General features: G+C 56.6%; 16 protein-coding genes. 7 read left to right on the plus strand and 9 right to left on the minus strand.

What is annotated here, in order from left to right; translation table 11 throughout:
• Positions 1-78: 78 nt before the first annotated feature.
• Positions 79-435, minus strand: a complete 357-nt coding sequence (locus ACXAF0_RS17080) for a hypothetical protein (protein WP_475347033.1) — start codon at positions 433-435, stop codon at positions 79-81.
• A gap of 279 nt (positions 436-714) precedes the next feature.
• The gene (phaR, locus tag ACXAF0_RS17085) at positions 715-1,338 is read right to left on the minus strand and encodes a polyhydroxyalkanoate synthesis repressor PhaR (protein ID WP_475347034.1); all 624 of its coding nucleotides are present in this window, start codon (positions 1,336-1,338) and stop codon (positions 715-717) included.
• Between the two features lie 328 nt (positions 1,339-1,666).
• Here phaR and ACXAF0_RS17090 point away from each other — a divergent pair, with 328 nt between their 5' ends.
• Together ACXAF0_RS17090 and ACXAF0_RS17095 are read left to right on the plus strand one after the other, a co-directional pair.
• Positions 1,667-2,488 carry a hypothetical protein gene (locus tag ACXAF0_RS17090; RefSeq protein WP_475347035.1) on the plus strand — a complete coding sequence of 274 codons (822 nt, stop codon included), beginning with the start codon at positions 1,667-1,669 and terminating at the stop codon, positions 2,486-2,488.
• Positions 2,379-3,566: an alpha/beta fold hydrolase gene (locus tag ACXAF0_RS17095; RefSeq protein WP_475347036.1), complete on the plus strand. Its 1,188-nt coding sequence runs from the start codon at positions 2,379-2,381 to the stop codon at positions 3,564-3,566. Before ACXAF0_RS17090 ends, ACXAF0_RS17095 begins: the two co-directional genes overlap by 110 nt.
• Before the next feature lie 9 nt (positions 3,567-3,575).
• Here ACXAF0_RS17095 and ACXAF0_RS17100 read toward each other — a convergent pair whose 3' ends face one another.
• Positions 3,576-4,547 carry a nucleoside recognition domain-containing protein gene (locus tag ACXAF0_RS17100; RefSeq protein WP_475347037.1) on the minus strand — a complete coding sequence of 324 codons (972 nt, stop codon included), beginning with the start codon at positions 4,545-4,547 and terminating at the stop codon, positions 3,576-3,578.
• 176 nt (positions 4,548-4,723) lie between these two features.
• Between ACXAF0_RS17100 and ACXAF0_RS17105 the strand changes: the two genes are divergently transcribed.
• The 3 genes from ACXAF0_RS17105 (at position 4,724) to phbB (ending at position 7,739) form a co-directional block, all read left to right on the plus strand.
• Positions 4,724-5,281: an Lrp/AsnC family transcriptional regulator gene (locus ACXAF0_RS17105; protein ID WP_475347038.1), complete on the plus strand. Its 558-nt coding sequence runs from the start codon at positions 4,724-4,726 to the stop codon at positions 5,279-5,281.
• Between the two features lie 304 nt (positions 5,282-5,585).
• Positions 5,586-6,758: an acetyl-CoA C-acetyltransferase gene (locus ACXAF0_RS17110; RefSeq protein ID WP_475347039.1), complete on the plus strand. Its 1,173-nt coding sequence runs from the start codon at positions 5,586-5,588 to the stop codon at positions 6,756-6,758.
• 258 nt (positions 6,759-7,016) lie between these two features.
• Complete coding sequence (phbB, locus tag ACXAF0_RS17115; protein WP_475347040.1) at positions 7,017-7,739, plus strand: acetoacetyl-CoA reductase; 723 nt, start codon at positions 7,017-7,019, stop codon at positions 7,737-7,739.
• Positions 7,740-7,819: 80 nt separating this feature from the next.
• On the opposite strand, the gene ACXAF0_RS17120 is transcribed toward phbB, so the two are convergent.
• The 4 genes from ACXAF0_RS17120 to ACXAF0_RS17135 all read right to left on the minus strand — a co-directional run bounded on the left by ACXAF0_RS17120 (position 7,820) and on the right by ACXAF0_RS17135 (position 11,563).
• Positions 7,820-8,449 carry a nucleoside/nucleotide kinase family protein gene (locus tag ACXAF0_RS17120; protein ID WP_475347041.1) on the minus strand — a complete coding sequence of 210 codons (630 nt, stop codon included), beginning with the start codon at positions 8,447-8,449 and terminating at the stop codon, positions 7,820-7,822.
• Positions 8,450-8,491: 42 nt separating this feature from the next.
• Positions 8,492-9,277, minus strand: a complete 786-nt coding sequence (locus ACXAF0_RS17125; RefSeq protein ID WP_475347042.1) for an ATP-binding cassette domain-containing protein — start codon at positions 9,275-9,277, stop codon at positions 8,492-8,494.
• Positions 9,274-10,353, minus strand: a complete 1,080-nt coding sequence (locus ACXAF0_RS17130; protein WP_475347043.1) for an ABC transporter permease — start codon at positions 10,351-10,353, stop codon at positions 9,274-9,276. Before ACXAF0_RS17130 ends, ACXAF0_RS17125 begins: the two co-directional genes overlap by 4 nt.
• A 181-nt stretch (positions 10,354-10,534) precedes the next feature.
• Positions 10,535-11,563 carry a substrate-binding domain-containing protein gene (locus ACXAF0_RS17135; RefSeq protein WP_475347044.1) on the minus strand — a complete coding sequence of 343 codons (1,029 nt, stop codon included), beginning with the start codon at positions 11,561-11,563 and terminating at the stop codon, positions 10,535-10,537.
• Between the two features lie 225 nt (positions 11,564-11,788).
• Between ACXAF0_RS17135 and ACXAF0_RS17140 the strand changes: the two genes are divergently transcribed.
• Positions 11,789-13,036: an ROK family transcriptional regulator gene (locus ACXAF0_RS17140; protein WP_475347045.1), complete on the plus strand. Its 1,248-nt coding sequence runs from the start codon at positions 11,789-11,791 to the stop codon at positions 13,034-13,036.
• A 12-nt stretch (positions 13,037-13,048) separates the two neighbouring features.
• On the opposite strand, the gene gloB is transcribed toward ACXAF0_RS17140, so the two are convergent.
• Entirely contained in the window at positions 13,049-13,819 is a 771-nt protein-coding gene (gloB, locus tag ACXAF0_RS17145; protein WP_475347046.1) for a hydroxyacylglutathione hydrolase, read from the minus strand.
• A gap of 134 nt (positions 13,820-13,953) precedes the next feature.
• Here gloB and ACXAF0_RS17150 point away from each other — a divergent pair, with 134 nt between their 5' ends.
• Positions 13,954-14,844 (plus strand): methyltransferase domain-containing protein, encoded by an 891-nt coding sequence (locus ACXAF0_RS17150; RefSeq protein ID WP_475347047.1) that lies wholly within the window; start codon positions 13,954-13,956, stop codon positions 14,842-14,844.
• Here the strand turns inward: ACXAF0_RS17150 and ACXAF0_RS17155 are convergent.
• Positions 14,807-15,463, minus strand: coding sequence for a LysE family translocator (locus tag ACXAF0_RS17155; RefSeq protein ID WP_475347048.1), 657 nt, complete (start codon positions 15,461-15,463; stop codon positions 14,807-14,809). The genes ACXAF0_RS17150 and ACXAF0_RS17155 overlap by 38 nt on opposite strands.
• Positions 15,464-15,532 lie beyond the last annotated feature (69 nt).

Here is a 15,532-nt window from a genome sequence, read left to right on the forward strand (position 1 = left end):
GACACCTTTCAAGCGTCGCAAATTAATGGCTTGTACCTGAACATTGGTCAGATAATCATTGCAGCTTTCCGCCAGAAGCTAGCTATATAGGTCAATCGAGCTGTCTTTGTCTAGTGCAGAAGGCGAAAAAAAGACGTTCGTTTCTACGCTGTATGGTTTGTGATGTTGTGCATAGCTGGCATGCACTGTCTGAATGACCGGTGGTTGCAAAAGGTTTTCCTGAGGTAGGAGTTGGCCCAGAAGCTGGGTCCAAAATGCTGCACTGCCCCCAAGATCATGGGGTTGCAGCCACGCGCCACCATCCTGCACAATTTTTTCCACAGGCGAAATTTGTGCAAGTTGATCGATCCCGATCCCGGCAGGACCATCGGTTCCACTGCTCGCAGTCTCGGTCCTGCGGGCCGGGAGCATGGAAATCGGTGTGATCGCGGTCATGTGTTTTTCGGTCTATTGGGTCATTGTTGCCTGTGTATTTCGGGACTCCGTGCGTTTCGGTCATTAGTCATGGCAGTAACCCGGCAAAAATTGCCGCCTTTCGGCGGTGCCGGGCGTTCGAAAAGAGTTAACGAAAAGTTTATGCAGGATTGGTGCCGCGGCGTTGGGGCATCATTTGCCCGAATGTCTGTACTGTGCAGACAGGCATGAAAAAAGGCGAAGCGCATTTTTACGCTTCGCCTTTTTGATCCTGTCCCCGGGATGTGGATCGGGGCTGTCTTATTTTTTGTCGGATTTGCCGCCGCCAGCCAGATTGTTCAGCTGCGCCTGCATGGCTTCAAGCTGGTTTTTAAGCTCATCGAGCGAGGCATCCGATTTCGCACCTGTCGGCGCCGTCGGCTTTTGCGGGCCTTCGCCCGTCTGTTCGCCGTTTTCATCCTGCATGAAGGGCGAGAACATTTTCATCGTCTGTTCAAACAGCGCGATGTTCTGTTTGTTCATTTCCTCGAACTGGCCAAACGGGAACATGCCCTGCATGGTACCCTGCATATATTCGCGCATCTGTTCCTGATTATGGCCAAAGGCGCGCATTGCCTGTTCAAGATAGCTTGGCACCAGCCCCTGAAGGCTGTCGCCATAAAAGCCGATCAATTGCCGCAAGAAGCTGATGGGCAAAAGGTTCTGCCCCTTGTTTTCTTCCTCTACGATAATCTGGGTAAGGACCGGACGGGTGATGTCTTCGCCCGATTTCGCGTCATAGACAACAAAGTCGGTATTGTCTTTGACCATCTGCGAAAGGTGATCAAGCGTCACATAGGAACTGGTCGCCGTGTTATACAGGCGGCGGTTCGCATATTTCTTGATAACGATGCGGTCCTGATCATCTGATTTCTTGGTGGTCATGGCGTCTTTCCTGCTTCCCTGTTTCCCGGACGTTTGTCTGACGAACATTCGGTGGTGTCTTTCCACCTGCTTTGCGCCCCGATAAATCACGTGATCGAATTTACGATGTTGCGCAGCATTTTCGATTTTGCATTCGCTCAGAAGACCAAGAGAGTGCCGTGATTTTTCCAATGTGTCCAGTATTCAACGCGAAGTGCAGTGCGAAAAACAACTGCGAATACGGTTTGTTGCCACGCAGCACGGGAATTCGTTTTCCCTGGCCCGCCAACATTCTATAGTGGTCTGTAAGACAAATGCTTTGCATCAGGGAACAATAAAGGTGTCGCCGATGGCCCAAAGGAAGAACGGCGGAACAGACGGCCCGGACCCATCCGAAAACGAAAGTACTGCGTCATCGGAGGCCGATGACGAACGCCTCGATCAGCTTGCCCGCCAGTTCCTTGAACTTTGGCGTGAACAGGTTGCCGCGACCGCGGACGGCGCAACCGCGGCCAGCGCCATCGGGCGTCTTTATGCATCGCTCGGGGCGGACACCACCCGCATGGGTGAGGGGTTTGAAGCCTGGGGAAAGCTGATCGGTCAGATGGCAATGGGCCAGCACCCGGCTGCCGGAATGGTCAATCCTATGGGCGATGCCATGGCCGCTGCCAACCCGCTGCAGGCGATGATGGATCAAATGGCCAAGGCCGCGCGCGAATTGCCGGCGTCCCCCTTTGCCGGTATGCCGTTCGCGCCCGATATGTCGGCGATGGCGGGCATGGCAGGGATGACGCCAAAGCCGGGCACCTCTAAAGCCAAAACGACGCCCACGACCGGGGGTTCTGATGCGGCGGCCGCAGACGCATCCGATAAAGACGGCGTGGAAACATCCACGACCGACAAGCCAAAGAAGACTTCCAAAACCAAACGTGCTGCAAAAAATGCTGCAAAGGGGCAGGGGAAGAATGATCAGTCCGCCAAAACAAAAGCCGCTTCCGCCAAAACGCGAAAATCAGAGGCGGGCGGGGCCAAGGCCGCTTCCGATGCACATGGCAGTCGAGATGACGAGCTGGCTCAGCTCGCGCGCCGCATTGCCGATCTTTCTGAAACAATTGCTGCCCTGGAAGCCGGAACTGAAGGATCAGGCGGAACGTCTTCTGACGGAACTTGAAGCCTATCACCCTGACGATGTCGCCCAGGCGCTGGACCGTGTCGCATTTGATCGCCATGCCGGGTTCCATGACGGCGTGCGGTCGTATCAACGCCATCCCTATCGCCGCCCGCGCGATCAGGATCGCGAAGACCTGCCGATCATATGGGAAGAGGGCTCAACCCGGGTTTATGATTATGGCCCGACTGCCGGGGACAAGGCTGATGAGGATGGCAAGGTCGTGCTTTTGGTGCCCTCGCTGGTTAATCGCGGCTATATCCTTGATCTCAATGAAAAACGCAGCTTCGCACGCTATCTTGCCAAATGCGGCTATCGCCCGCTTCTGGTCGAGTGGGGCTATCCCGGCATGGACGAGGCCAATTTTGGCCTCGATGACTATGTTGCCGGTCGATTGGTGACGATCCTTCAGGACGTGGCGGATATCAATGGCGGGCCGGTGCCGGTGGTTGGCTATTGCATGGGCGGGGTTCTGGCCCTTGCTGCAACGCTTCTGGACCCGGCGCAGGTGTCAAAGCTTGTCCTACTGGCAACGCCCTGGGACTTCATGGCGGCCGGCCCGACCCAGTCGCGCATTGCGGCGGCCTTCGCACCGTCCCTGCCGCAAATGCTGGCCATCCATGACACGCTGCCCGTGGATGTGTTGCAAAGCCTGTTTGCCAGCTTGGACCCCTTCATGATCGGTGAGAAATTCCGCCGTTTTCAGGCCATGGCAATGGATTCCACCAAGGCCCATGATTTCGTCGCTCTTGAAGACTGGCTGAATGATGGGGTGCCCCTGCCTCGCCGGGTCGCGGTTGATTGTCTGATTGGCTGGTATGTCGAAAACCGCCCGGCCAAGGGGCAGTGGCAGATTGACGGCATTGATATCAACCCGGCCGATTTGTCCTGCCCGGTGCTGACCGTGATCCCGGAAAATGATCGCATCGTCCCGCCCGAAAGTGCGCAGGCCCTGTTTGATGCCTGTCCCGAAGACGTCCGCCAGGAACTCCATCCCTCAGCCGGGCATATCGGCATGATGGTCGGATCACGTGCGGAAAAATCCACCTGGAAACCGGTTGTTGATTGGCTGTCTGGGTAAGCCGTTTCTTTACTCCGCACTTTCGGTGGCAAGTTGAGCACGCTCTGGTGCCCAGCGCAGGGTCAGGCGGGCCAGAAGCGCGATGATGATCAGGGTCAGGATCACCCGCCCGACCAGCACCACCCAGATATCTGCCCCGAGGGCGAGCATGATCGCCGTATCCTCGATCAGGGAATGCGATAGCGACAACCAGCTGAGCGACAGGAAAAGTGTCCGTGGCGGATAATTGTTCTTGCGCGCCTCATCAATGATCAACGCCCCGCCATAGGTAATGCCAAGCAACACACCAATCGTCGTAACCGGTGCCACATCGCGCGAGATCCCCGAAATACGCAGCATCGGCATCATCGCCTGTGTGATGCGCGCAGTAATCCCGGTTTTTTCGAGGATATCCAGCAGGACCAGCAAGCCGACAATCACGCCAAAGGTCACCACAAGTGATTTGACCATCTGCATCGACCAGTCGATCCATCCTGCCAGACCGCTGGCGGCAGTTGTGGTTTCGCCACCGAGCATCCAGGAAAAATCAACCGGCTCGGACAGCCAACCGGTCATGTCACTGATCCAGGTCACCAGCGCGCCATAGGCAATCGCAGCACCCACGCGAAGCGCGGTGGTCGCCCAGAAACTCGCCCCGGCGCGTTTGACAATCGCCTGCTCGACCGGAAGTCCATGGGCAAACAACATCATTGCGCACAGGGCACTTAGCTGTGCCGCTGTCATATCAAGATGGGCTGCCAACCCGACAAAGGCGCCAACCGCGCCATACATGCTGACCAAAATACACGTCGCCCAGATCAGCCCGGCTTCTGGCGGCAAACCGATCAGCGCCATGACGGGGGTGAGCCAAGTGGATACCAGATCAACCGCGCCGAATTCCTCGGCAATTCGCACGATCACCATCACCGGCAACATTACCTTGATCAGGGTGATGAACAGTTTCTGGCTGCGGTTGATCAGATCAAAGGCATAGCGATGCATGGGGCGGCAATCCGTCTTCAGTGTTTGGGGCGCGTCCGGTCTGTTGCCCGGTCACAGTCTTTGGCGTCTTTAAAATCGTCGGTTCTCATCTGCACCACGGCGTGGGGCAGAGGCGACAAGCAGCTTTTGGTCGCAACCTCTAACGTTGCGGCTCAAGTCTGTCGAGGAGCGCGATCATGCCACGGGTTATTGATTTTCGTGCAGCGTATTTGTGCATCTTCGTGCAATATGGCAGCGTTATATTGCCAAATGACGCTGTGGAGTTGCGCAAAGTGCCCGAACTGGATCAGATCGATACCAAAATCCTGCGCCACTTGCAGGAAAACGCCGACATCCCCAATGCCGAGTTGGCCGACCGCATCGGGCTTTCGCCCTCGGCCTGTTTGCGTCGGGTGGCGAAGCTGCGCCAATCGGGCGTCATCCGCAAAACCGTCGCGGTGATTGATCCGGGAAGCGTCGGGCGCCCGCTTGGTGCTGTGATCAATCTTGAATTCCATCGTCACGGCAACCAGTTCCGCCAGGATTTCATTCGCAAGGTCCGCGACCTTGATGCCGTGCGCCAATGCCATGTCGTCACCGGCGAGGTTACCGGTGTCATGATCCTGCAGATGCGCGACATGGCCGAATACACTGCCCTTTGCGAAACGCTGTTTGATGCCGATGACAATATCGTCTGGTATCGCACCTATATCATCACCGAAACGCTCAAGGATGAAATGGGACCGGCCTTTTAGGTGGCGGCATCTCCTTGGGTGCATATGGCTGATAAATCGAAAATATTCGTGACATAGTCCTTAAAGTTGCGACTTGGGCTTGCGATTCTGCCGCCATAGGCACACACTCTATGTATCATTTGTCCACTTGCGTGGTGTGGCGTTTCGCTCATCGGTTGTGCGTCTTTGACTGACCCGAAAGTGGTAAGCATCAGCGCTTGGAAATTTGCTGCGGTGCGGTAAGATCAACGCTGGATCTGAGCAAGGCCCGTAACGACCTTTGCCCGATCTTTGGAAACGTAATCAGGATTAATCGGAGGATCTCATGACCGACGTCGTAATTGTGGGTGCCGCACGGACACCAATCGGCGCATTCAGTGGCACGCTGGCGAATACCCCGGCGCATGATCTGGGTGCTGTTGCCATCAAGGCTGCCCTCGAACGCGCAGGCGTTGAAGGCGACGCCGTAGATGAAGTGATCCTTGGTCAGGTCCTGACAGGTGGGCAGGGTCAGAACCCGGCGCGTCAGGCAGCCATTGGTGCGGGCATTTCGGACCGCGCCACCGCGTTTCTGATCAACCAGGTTTGTGGTTCGGGCCTGCGCACGGTCGCACTCGCCGCCCAGCAGATCATGACCGGTGATGCCAACATCGTTGTTGCCGGTGGTCAGGAAAACATGTCGCTTTCAACCCATGTCGCGCATCTGCGCAACGGGCACAAGATGGGCGATGTTAAATTCATCGACAGCATGATCAAGGACGGCCTGTGGTGTGCTTTCAACGGCTATCACATGGGCAACACCGCAGAAAACATTGCCAACAAATGGGGCATCTCGCGCGAAGAGCAGGACGCATTTGCTGCTGCCTCTCAGAACAAGGCCGAAGCCGCCCAGAAGGCTGGTCGTTTCAATGACGAAATCGCCGCAGTCACTATCCCGCATCGCAAAGGCGATATCGTCTTTGATGCTGATGAATATCCGCGTCATGGGGCCACCCCGGAAGGCATGGCCAAACTGCGCCCGGCCTTTGACAAGGAAGGCACGGTGACCGCGGGCAACGCATCGGGCATCAATGATGGCGCCGCCGCCCTTGTTGTGATGTCAGCAGACGACGCTGCCAAACGTGGCCTGACCCCGCTTGCGACGATCAAAAGCTGGGCGACTGCCGGTGTGGATCCGGCGATCATGGGCTCCGGTCCGATCCCGGCCTCGAAAAAGGCCCTTGAAAAGGCCGGCTGGTCGGCTGCCGATCTTGACCTGATCGAAGCCAACGAAGCATTTGCCGCCCAGGCGATTGCGGTTAACCGCGACATGGGCTGGGACACTGACAAGGTCAACGTCAATGGCGGTGCGATTGCGCTCGGCCATCCGATTGGCGCCTCGGGCGCACGTGTCTTCACCACGCTGCTCCATGAAATGCAAAAACGCGATGCCAAAAAAGGTCTGGCGACGCTCTGCATCGGTGGCGGCATGGGGGTTGCGCTTTGCGTTGAACGCTAAGCGGGCTTATGCCGACAATTGATTAGCGCGGGGCGTCCTCTTGACGGGGATGCCCCGTTTGCATTGATGCAGCATTTGCTGCGGTGCGACGAAAGACTAAACCGTTTTACAGACATCGATGATGGAGAGGTAATAAAATTTCATATATAACGCTTTTTATGGATTAAAGTTACGCAAGTCGTAGAAGGGCAAACGACGGAATCGTGACGATGACATGTTTAACGACACGTTTGATGAACGAAGTTTAGGGAGGCGACCATGACAAAAACAGCACTGGTAACCGGTGGAACACGTGGCATTGGCAAGGCAATCAGCCTGTCGCTGAAGGATGCGGGTTACACCGTGGTGGCAAACTATGCCGGCAATGACGAGGCCGCCAAGGCCTTCACCGATGAAACCGGCATCGCGACCTATAAATGGAGTGTCGCGGATGCCGATGCATGCGCCGAAGGCATCGCCAAGGTCGAAGCCGAAGTCGGTCCGGTCGATATTCTGATCAACAATGCCGGCATCACCCGCGACGGCTTCATGCACAAAATGGAGACCGAGCAATGGAATGCGGTGATCGACACCAACCTGAGCTCGCTGTTTTACATGACCAAGCCGGTCCTTGAAGGCATGCGTGCGCGCGGCTTTGGCCGTGTTGTGAATATCTCCTCGATCAACGGGCAGGCCGGCCAATTCGGCCAGACCAACTATTCCGCTGCCAAGGCCGGCGTACATGGTTTCACGAAGGCCCTTGCCCAGGAAGTCGCGCGTAAAGGGATTACGGTCAACACCATCGCACCGGGCTATATCAATACCGATATGGTGGCCGCTGTTCCGGAAAAGGTCCTTGAAGGCATTATTTCAAAAATACCGGTTGGCCGATTGGGCGAAGCAGACGAAATCGCCCAGGCGATCCTCTATCTCTGCGGCCCGAATTCCGGCTTCATCACCGGCTCCTGCCTGTCCATCAATGGCGGCCAGCACATGTTCTGATGTTTCGCCGGTCCGGCAAACATCGCCAAACAGCAAAACGCCCTGCAGTACTGCGGGGCGTTTTCTTTTGCGTGGGGTGTTCAGGCGTCGCGAACGCGAATATCGGCAATCACGGTGCCGTGGATAACCGTTCGCGCATTGGGAAGGTCGTTGCTGGTGGCTTTGTGGGTGGCGGTGGTGTAATCAAAGCCGTAGCTGCGCCAGCGGTCGATCAGGCGTTCGCGAAGGGTAACTTCGGGGACTTCGAGATAGATCGACAGTTCAAACAGCTTATGAAGCTGGTTCCACGGCGCCTGATCAAGCAGCAGGTAATTGCCCTCGACGAGGATTATCTTGTGGCGCGGGGTGATGGCGCGTGCCGAGCCGCGTGAGATTTCGAGGTCGCGGTCAAACAGCGGGACGTAGACATCTTCGTTTAGTGTGTCCCGAAGCGCGACCAGGGTGCGTTTGAGGCCGCTGACATCGAATGTCTCCGGCGCGCCCTTGCGGGCCAGAAGACCGCGCTCTTCGAGGATGCTGTTATCAAAGTGAAAGCCGTCCATCGGCACCACAGCAGCCCCGGCTTTATCACCCCCCAGATGGTGATAAAGCCGGTCGGACAAGGTTGACTTGCCCGAGGCTGGTGCACCGACAATGGCAACGAGGATGCGGCCATCGTCGGCGTGTCTGGCGCGAATGGCTTCCGCCAGATGATCAAGATCAGGTGTCATAAAGCTGTGGTTCTCATATCCGGGGCGCGCCGTCTCAAAGTATCAGGCAGCACTTTCTGCCGGCGGCTCCTTTGCGCCCGTCATGAAGGCAACCGCATCGGACATGCTATAATCATCGGGCTTGATCGTGCAAAGACGTTTGCCCAGACGATGAACATGAATGCGGTCAGCGACCTCGAACACATGCGGCATATTGTGCGAAATCAGCACAATCGGCATGCCGCGCGCCTTCACATCGGCAATCAGGTCCAGCACCCGTCGGCTTTCCTTCACACCCAAGGCCGCGGTCGGCTCATCCATGATCACCACGCGTGATCCGAATGCGGCCGCACGGGCCACAGCCACCCCCTGGCGCTGCCCGCCCGAGAGGGTTTCAACCGCCTGATTGATGTTCTGAATGGTCATCAGGCCAAGATCAGAAAGCTTTTCACGCGCCAGGCGCTGCATTTCCTTATGATCAAGTGCGCCGAAATACTTGCCCAGAAGGCTCTTCTTGCGAAGCTCGCGGCCCATGAACATGTTATCGGCAATCGACAGGGCGGGTGAAAGGGCGAGGTTCTGATAAACCGTTTCAATCCCGGCTTCGCGCGCATGCATGGGCGAAGTGAAATGGATCGGCTTGCCATCAAGCTCGATACTGCCCTCATCAATGGTCACCGCACCCGAAAGCGCCTTGATCAGCGATGATTTCCCCGCCCCGTTATCACCAATGACAGCAAGAACTTCGCCGGGAAAAAGATCAAAATCGGCGTAATTCAGCGCGGTGACACGGCCATAGCGTTTGACAATGCCGCGTGCCTTAAGAACAGGTTGGATTTCGTTGCTCATGACGACACCTTTCTGATCCACTGGTCAATGGCCACGGCAATAATGGTCAGCCAGCCAATCGCAAAGACCTGCCAGAGAACGTCCACACCGGCCAGACGAAGACCGGAATTAAACACGCCAACAATCAACGCCCCGATCAACGGGCCAATGATCGATCCGCGTCCGCCAAACAACGAGATGCCCCCGATGACAACGGCGGTAATCGATTGCAGGTTGGCTTCCTGAAAACTTTGCGGCGACACAGATCCCACACGTCCGATCGATGCCCACGCCCCGATCGCGCACACGAGACCCGCCAGGCAATACACCATGATCAGCGTACGGTTGGTGCGAATGCCCGAAAGCTCGGCGGCTTCCTTGTCATCGCCAATGGCATAAACATGCCGTCCCCAACTGGTGTGATTGAGGATGTACCAAAGCACCCCGAAGATCACCAGCATCAGGATCGAGCCATACGTGATCCGGGCGCCACCAAGTGCTATGCTTTCGCCAAAGAATTTCAAAAGCGGGGCGATCTCATCCAAAGTCTGGCTTCGGATGGACTGCGCCCCTGAAAGCCAAAGGTTGAGCGCAAAGAAGATGTTCCATGTGCCAAGGGTCACGATAAAGGGCGGAAGCTTGATCCGGGTCACCAGAAACCCGTTGAGTGCCCCGGCACAGATCCCGCCGATGCACCCGACCACAATCGCAATCGGGGCCGGAATGCCAATGGTCACAGCAAGCTGGCCCATAATGACCGACATCAGCACCATGATCGCGCCGACCGAAAGGTCAATGCCCGCAGTCAGGATCACAAGGCTTTGGGCCGCGGCCAGAATGCCGATGATCGACACCTGCTGCATGATCAGCGACAGGTTAAAGGGTGAAAAGAATTTACTGCCGGCGACAAAGCCGAAAATGATGATGGAAAATATCAGAACAATCACCGGCACCATGGTCGGGTTGCCGTGCAGGAAGTGCTGCACGCTGTCAAAAAGACTGCGGTGTTTATGTTCGAATTGCGCGACGCTGCTGTCGCTGGACTCAAGCGCGTGCTCGAATTCCTGTTTCTGGCGCGACGTTTTGGTCTCGCTCATCGTTTCCTCCGGACCTGGTTGCAAACAGGATCAGTTTCTTTGATCCGTCTACCAACACCCGTCCGGCTCTGATGGCCGGTTGGTTGCGTGCGGGTGTCATACCAAGTGTAAAGCAAAGTGGGACAAGGAGGGCTGGCGATAAAACTGCCCTCCTTCGAAGCAGGTCGGGATCAGGCCGGCATTAGCCCCAGCAACGATCCATTCCCTCGGCAACGTCGATTGACGGCACACCATCGGCCGGCTGATCGGTCACAAGGTTCACACCGGTGTTATAGAAGTTAAGACCTTCGCTGTTTTGCGGCTTTTCACCGCTATCAGCCCATGCCTTGATCGCTTCAATGCCTTTGGATGCCATCAGCAACGGATATTGCTGCGAGGTCGCACCAATCACGCCATCCTTGACGTTGGCAACACCCGGGCAACCGCCATCCACAGACACGATCAGAACGCCTTCTTCCATGCCGAATGATTTCAGTGCCTCATAGGCACCCGCCGCTGCCGGCTCGTTGATGGTGTAAACCACATTGATGTCCGGATCGCGCTGCATCAGGTTTTCCATCGCGGTACGGCCACCTTCTTCGTTGCCGTTTGTGACGTCATGGCCAACGATCCGGTCGTCATCCTCGTCCCCGATCTTGTTGGGGTCCTTGATGTCGATGCCAAATCCTTTCATGAAACCCTGATCGCGCAGAACGTCGACCGACGGTGCACTCGGTGCAAGGTCAAGCAGGGCGATCTTGGCATTGGCAGCATCTGCGCCAAGCTTGGCCGCTGCCCACTGACCAATCAGCTCGCCGGCCTTGAAGTTATCGGTGGCAAAGGTCGCATCGGCCGCATCAATCGGCTCAAGCGGTGTGTCGAGTGCAATGACGATCAGACCGGCATCACGCGCCTTTTTGACGACCGGGACAATCGCCTTGGTGTCCGATGCCGTCAGAAGGATGCCCTTAGCACCCGATGCGATGCACGATTCGATAGCCTGAACCTGTGTTTCATGGTCGCCATCAATCTTGCCCGCATAGGTCGAAAGATCGATGCCAAGTTCTTCGGCCTTGGCCGATGCCCCTTCCTTCATTTTCACAAAGAACGGGTTGATGTCGGTTTTGGTGATCAGGCAGGCGCCGATTTCGTCGGCTTTTGCTGCGTTCGGAGCCGCAGCAATACCCAGTGCAAGCGCACCAAGGGCGGCGCCAAGAAGTGCTTTCTTCATTTGTTTCCTCCCAGGACTGAACCTGAATATGTGGCCATTTGGGTCTGATTTGGTTGTTTTCCAACAGGTCGTGACGCACTTTTTGTGACGGGTCTTCAACCTGTATGGTGCATACGACACACCAAATGCGCGAACCTGTCAATTAATAAATCCGATTGATTTATTAATTATTCCTGTCACTCTGATCGGTAATCAGGCTATCTAAAGCCTGAGTGGGAGGACCAAATGTCAGACAGCATCTCTGCCAACCCGGATGATACCGGGGCGGATGATCGCACGACGCGTCCGCTGCATCCGGGCGGCGGCGCAAATCAGCTTCGCGTGCGCGCCTATAACGAACGGCTTGTGCTGTCGCTTGTCCGTCGTAATGCCGGTCTGTCCAAGGCCGAAATCGCACGGCTTTCCGGCCTGTCTGCCCAAACCGTTTCTGTCATCATGCGCGCCCTTGAAAAGGACGGCCTTCTGATGCGCGGCACACCTGTGCGCGGCAAGGTCGGCAAGCCCAAAGTCCCGATGGCGCTTAACCCCGACGGGGTTTATTCCTTTGGCCTTAAGATCGGCCGGCGCAGTGCCGAATTGATCTTGCTGGATTTCGTTGGCTCTGTGCGCGCGACCAAGCGTGAAGCCTATAAATACCCGACGCCTGATGGCATTCGCCGTTTCGTTCGGGAATCGGTCGATAACATCACAACCGGTCTCACGGCTGACCAGCTTGATCGCATTGCCGGGATCGGGATTGCCGCCCCGTTTGAGCTTTGGAACTGGGTTGATGAAGTCGGCGCCCCGGTCGAAGACATGAATGCCTGGCGCGAGGTTGATCTGGTCGACACCATCGGCGCCATCGTGCCGTTCCCGGTCTTTCAGCAAAACGATGCGACCGCGGCCTGTGGGGCGGAGCTGGTCTTTGGCCTGGGGCCGAACTATTCCGACTTCGCCTATTTCTTCATCGGATCCTTCATCGGCGGTGGCGTGGTGCTTAATCAGGCGCTCTATGCCGGGCGCACCGGCAATGCAGGCGCCTTTGGCTCCATGCCTGTGTCATCTCGTAGCGGCCATCCCAGCCAACTGATTGATCAGGCATCCATCTTCGTGCTCGAAGAAATGCTGACCCGTGAGGGGCGCGATCCTGCGATGCTGTGGCGTGATCCGGACTACTGGCATGGTTTGGGCGAAACGCTTGATATCTGGATTGCCCATACCGCGCGCAGTCTGGCGATTGCCATCACCTCGGTCTGTTCGGTGATTGATTTCGAAGCAGTGATTGTTGATGGCGGCTTCCCGGCCGATGTCTGTGAACGGGTGGTTGCCGCGACGCGTGCCGCCATTTCCGAACTCGACCTGCAGGGGATTGAACGCCCCCATATCGAACAGGGACGGGTGGGCAGTGCCGCCCGCGCCATCGGGGCGGCAAGTCTGCCATTGTTCTCGCGCTATCTGCTTGATCAGAATGTGCTGTTCAAACAGATGGCCTGAGCCAAGTTTTCTCTAGAAGTTGTCTTTGCGCTTGCGGATCTCGGTAAAGATCGCAACCGGGCTTTCACCCGTCATGCCAAGCGCCTCGGCAACGGATGGATCATCGGCGCGCAGGAACGGGTTGGTGGCAAGTTCCACATCCAGACGCGATGGAATGGTGGGCAGGTTGCGCGCCCGAAGCCCATCAATATCCTGGCACCGTGCGGTCAGAATCGGATTGTTGGGCTCAATTGTCTGCGCAAAGCGGGCATTGGCCTGGGTATATTCATGGCCGCAATAGACCTGCGTGCTGGCCGGCAGGTTGCGGAACTTGCAAAGCGAGGTCCACATTTGCTCCGGCGTGCCTTCAAACAACCGCCCGCAACCGAGCGCAAACAGGCTGTCACCCGAAAACAGCGCCGTAATCGCCGGGAAGTAAAAGGCGATATGGCCGCTGGTGTGGCCCGGGACATCAAACACCCGGCCTTCCAGATCACCAATCAGGACCTGATCTCCCTCCGCAGAGGTTTCATCCATGTTGGGAATGCGCGCAGTTTCGGCGGTCGGGCCCAGCAGTTTGGCGCCATATTCCTCGATCAGTTCTGCATTGCCGCCGATATGGTCATGGTGGTGATGGGTGTTGATCACCAGGTCCAGTTTCCAGTCACGTTCTTCAAGGGCGTCAATCACCGGGGCTGCTTCGCCCGGATCGATGATGGCGGTGACTTCACTGCGGTGGCAGCGCACAAGATAGGTGTAATTGTCTGAAAGACAGGGAATGACGATCACTTCACCGGCGGCCATAACGTACCTCTGAACCTGAATTAGCTTTGGTCCAAGACTATCAGGATGTTGTGTCTTGAAACAATCACGCAAAACCGACTGGCTTGGATTGCAAAAACATTCCCGTGCCGGATCGGGAATGATAGGCTGATCTCATGCGTCAGGATGTCGTTGATCTTCACCGTTTTTATGCCAGCAGCATCGGGCAGGCCGCCCGTCGTCTGATCCGCAGGCGTTTGCGCGTCATGTGGTCGGATGTCCGGGGCATGCGCGTGCTGGGCTTTGGCTATGCCACGCCCTATTTGCGCCCCTTTATTGGCGAGGCAGAGCGCGTCATGGCCTTCATGCCCGCGCGCCAAGGCTGCGTGCATTGGCCCGCTGACGAGCAGAACCGTGTTGCGTTAACCGAAGAAACCATGTTGCCGCTGCCGGACAGTTCGGTGGACCGTATTCTTCTGGTGCATCTGGTCGAACATTCCGATTCCATGCGCCGCTTGATGCGCGAATGCTGGCGCGTTTTGACGCCCAATGGCCGGATTGTCGTGGTGACGCCCAACCGAAGCTCGCTCTGGTCTTGGTCGGAAAAGACGCCGTTTGGCTATGGCCACCCCTATAGCGTTTCACAGCTTCAGAACCTGATGCGCGAAAACATGTTCCTGCCGGTCCAGCACAGCCGCGCCCTGTTCATGCCGCCGACCAATATCCGGCTGTTGCTGCGTTGGTCGCAGATGTTTGAAAATATCGGATCGCGCCTGTTCAAGGCCTTCGCCGGTGTCTCTATCGTCGAGGCCGGCAAGCAGCTTTATGCAAGCTCGGGCACGCCACAGCGCAAACGCCGTCTGGTGCATATCCCGGTAACCGTGCCGCCACTCCGCCCGGCCGATGGCAATCATCAGCACCTTGTTACCCATAAACGGGACAAACGAGACAATCAAGCCAATGATCCCCAGAACAGCCAATCCGAAAGCTGTGAGAAAAATGGCGAAGTCATAGGTAATCGTCGATTGCTCAGCGTGCAGATGCGGCAAGGCCAATCCCGAAACTGACAAAAATCGTGCCTGAAATGCGCTGGAACCATTTCTTGCCATTGCCGATCAGGAACCGGCGCGACCGCGCCGCAAACAACGCATATCCCATGATCGATGAAAACGACATGATGACAAAGGTGGCGTCCATGATCGCAAACTGCATTGCCAGCGGTTTTGTGTGATCGATGAAAAGCGGGAAGAGTGCTGTGAAGAAGGCAATGGCCTTCGGATTGCTGGCCGATACGATCAAACCTTGTGCGTAAAGGCGAAGTGCACTTGGTCGACCGGAAGGAACAGCTATTGGATCAGTATGGGTTGTGCCAGCCACGCGACTTTCGCGCCAGAATTTGATGCCCAGCCAGATCAAATAGGCCGCACCCACATAATGGATGATCGTGAACAAAAGACCTGATGTCATGATCAGGGCGCCAAGCCCCAATGCGGATAGTAGACCCATCAGACCGGTGCCAGTCACACAGCCCAGTGCCCCAAGAAGGGACGCACGCATATCAAAGCGGATGGTGTTGGTAATACCCAGCATGATGGCCGGGCCCGGTGTCAAGGTCGCGATCAGAACAGCAAGGAAATACAGGGCGAATTCATCAAGTGTCATGGTGGCGCACTTCAAGTGGTTCATGGGGCGATGGATCAGCCATACAAGTCCAAGTCAAGTATCCTGTCAATTGGCGAAAATGCGCGACACATC

The organism is Thalassospira sp. ABD4_177 (assembly GCF_056160125.1).

Bases quoted from the DNA above. Each gene is read 5' to 3' on its own strand.
- ACXAF0_RS17080 (WP_475347033.1), bottom strand. From the start codon at position 435: ATGACCGCGATCACACCGATTTCCATGCTCCCGGCCCGCAGGACCGAG.
- phaR (WP_475347034.1), bottom strand. From the start codon at position 1,338: ATGACCACCAAGAAATCAGATGATCAGGACCGCATCGTTATCAAGAAA.
- ACXAF0_RS17090 (WP_475347035.1), top strand. From the start codon at position 1,667: ATGGCCCAAAGGAAGAACGGCGGAACAGACGGCCCGGACCCATCCGAA.
- ACXAF0_RS17095 (WP_475347036.1), top strand. From the start codon at position 2,379: ATGACGAGCTGGCTCAGCTCGCGCGCCGCATTGCCGATCTTTCTGAAA.
- ACXAF0_RS17100 (WP_475347037.1), bottom strand. From the start codon at position 4,547: ATGCATCGCTATGCCTTTGATCTGATCAACCGCAGCCAGAAACTGTTC.
- ACXAF0_RS17105 (WP_475347038.1), top strand. From the start codon at position 4,724: ATGCCACGGGTTATTGATTTTCGTGCAGCGTATTTGTGCATCTTCGTG.
- ACXAF0_RS17110 (WP_475347039.1), top strand. From the start codon at position 5,586: ATGACCGACGTCGTAATTGTGGGTGCCGCACGGACACCAATCGGCGCA.
- phbB (WP_475347040.1), top strand. From the start codon at position 7,017: ATGACAAAAACAGCACTGGTAACCGGTGGAACACGTGGCATTGGCAAG.
- ACXAF0_RS17120 (WP_475347041.1), bottom strand. From the start codon at position 8,449: ATGACACCTGATCTTGATCATCTGGCGGAAGCCATTCGCGCCAGACAC.
- ACXAF0_RS17125 (WP_475347042.1), bottom strand. From the start codon at position 9,277: ATGAGCAACGAAATCCAACCTGTTCTTAAGGCACGCGGCATTGTCAAA.
- ACXAF0_RS17130 (WP_475347043.1), bottom strand. From the start codon at position 10,353: ATGAGCGAGACCAAAACGTCGCGCCAGAAACAGGAATTCGAGCACGCG.
- ACXAF0_RS17135 (WP_475347044.1), bottom strand. From the start codon at position 11,563: ATGAAGAAAGCACTTCTTGGCGCCGCCCTTGGTGCGCTTGCACTGGGT.
- ACXAF0_RS17140 (WP_475347045.1), top strand. From the start codon at position 11,789: ATGTCAGACAGCATCTCTGCCAACCCGGATGATACCGGGGCGGATGAT.
- gloB (WP_475347046.1), bottom strand. From the start codon at position 13,819: ATGGCCGCCGGTGAAGTGATCGTCATTCCCTGTCTTTCAGACAATTAC.
- ACXAF0_RS17150 (WP_475347047.1), top strand. From the start codon at position 13,954: ATGCGTCAGGATGTCGTTGATCTTCACCGTTTTTATGCCAGCAGCATC.
- ACXAF0_RS17155 (WP_475347048.1), bottom strand. From the start codon at position 15,463: ATGAACCACTTGAAGTGCGCCACCATGACACTTGATGAATTCGCCCTG.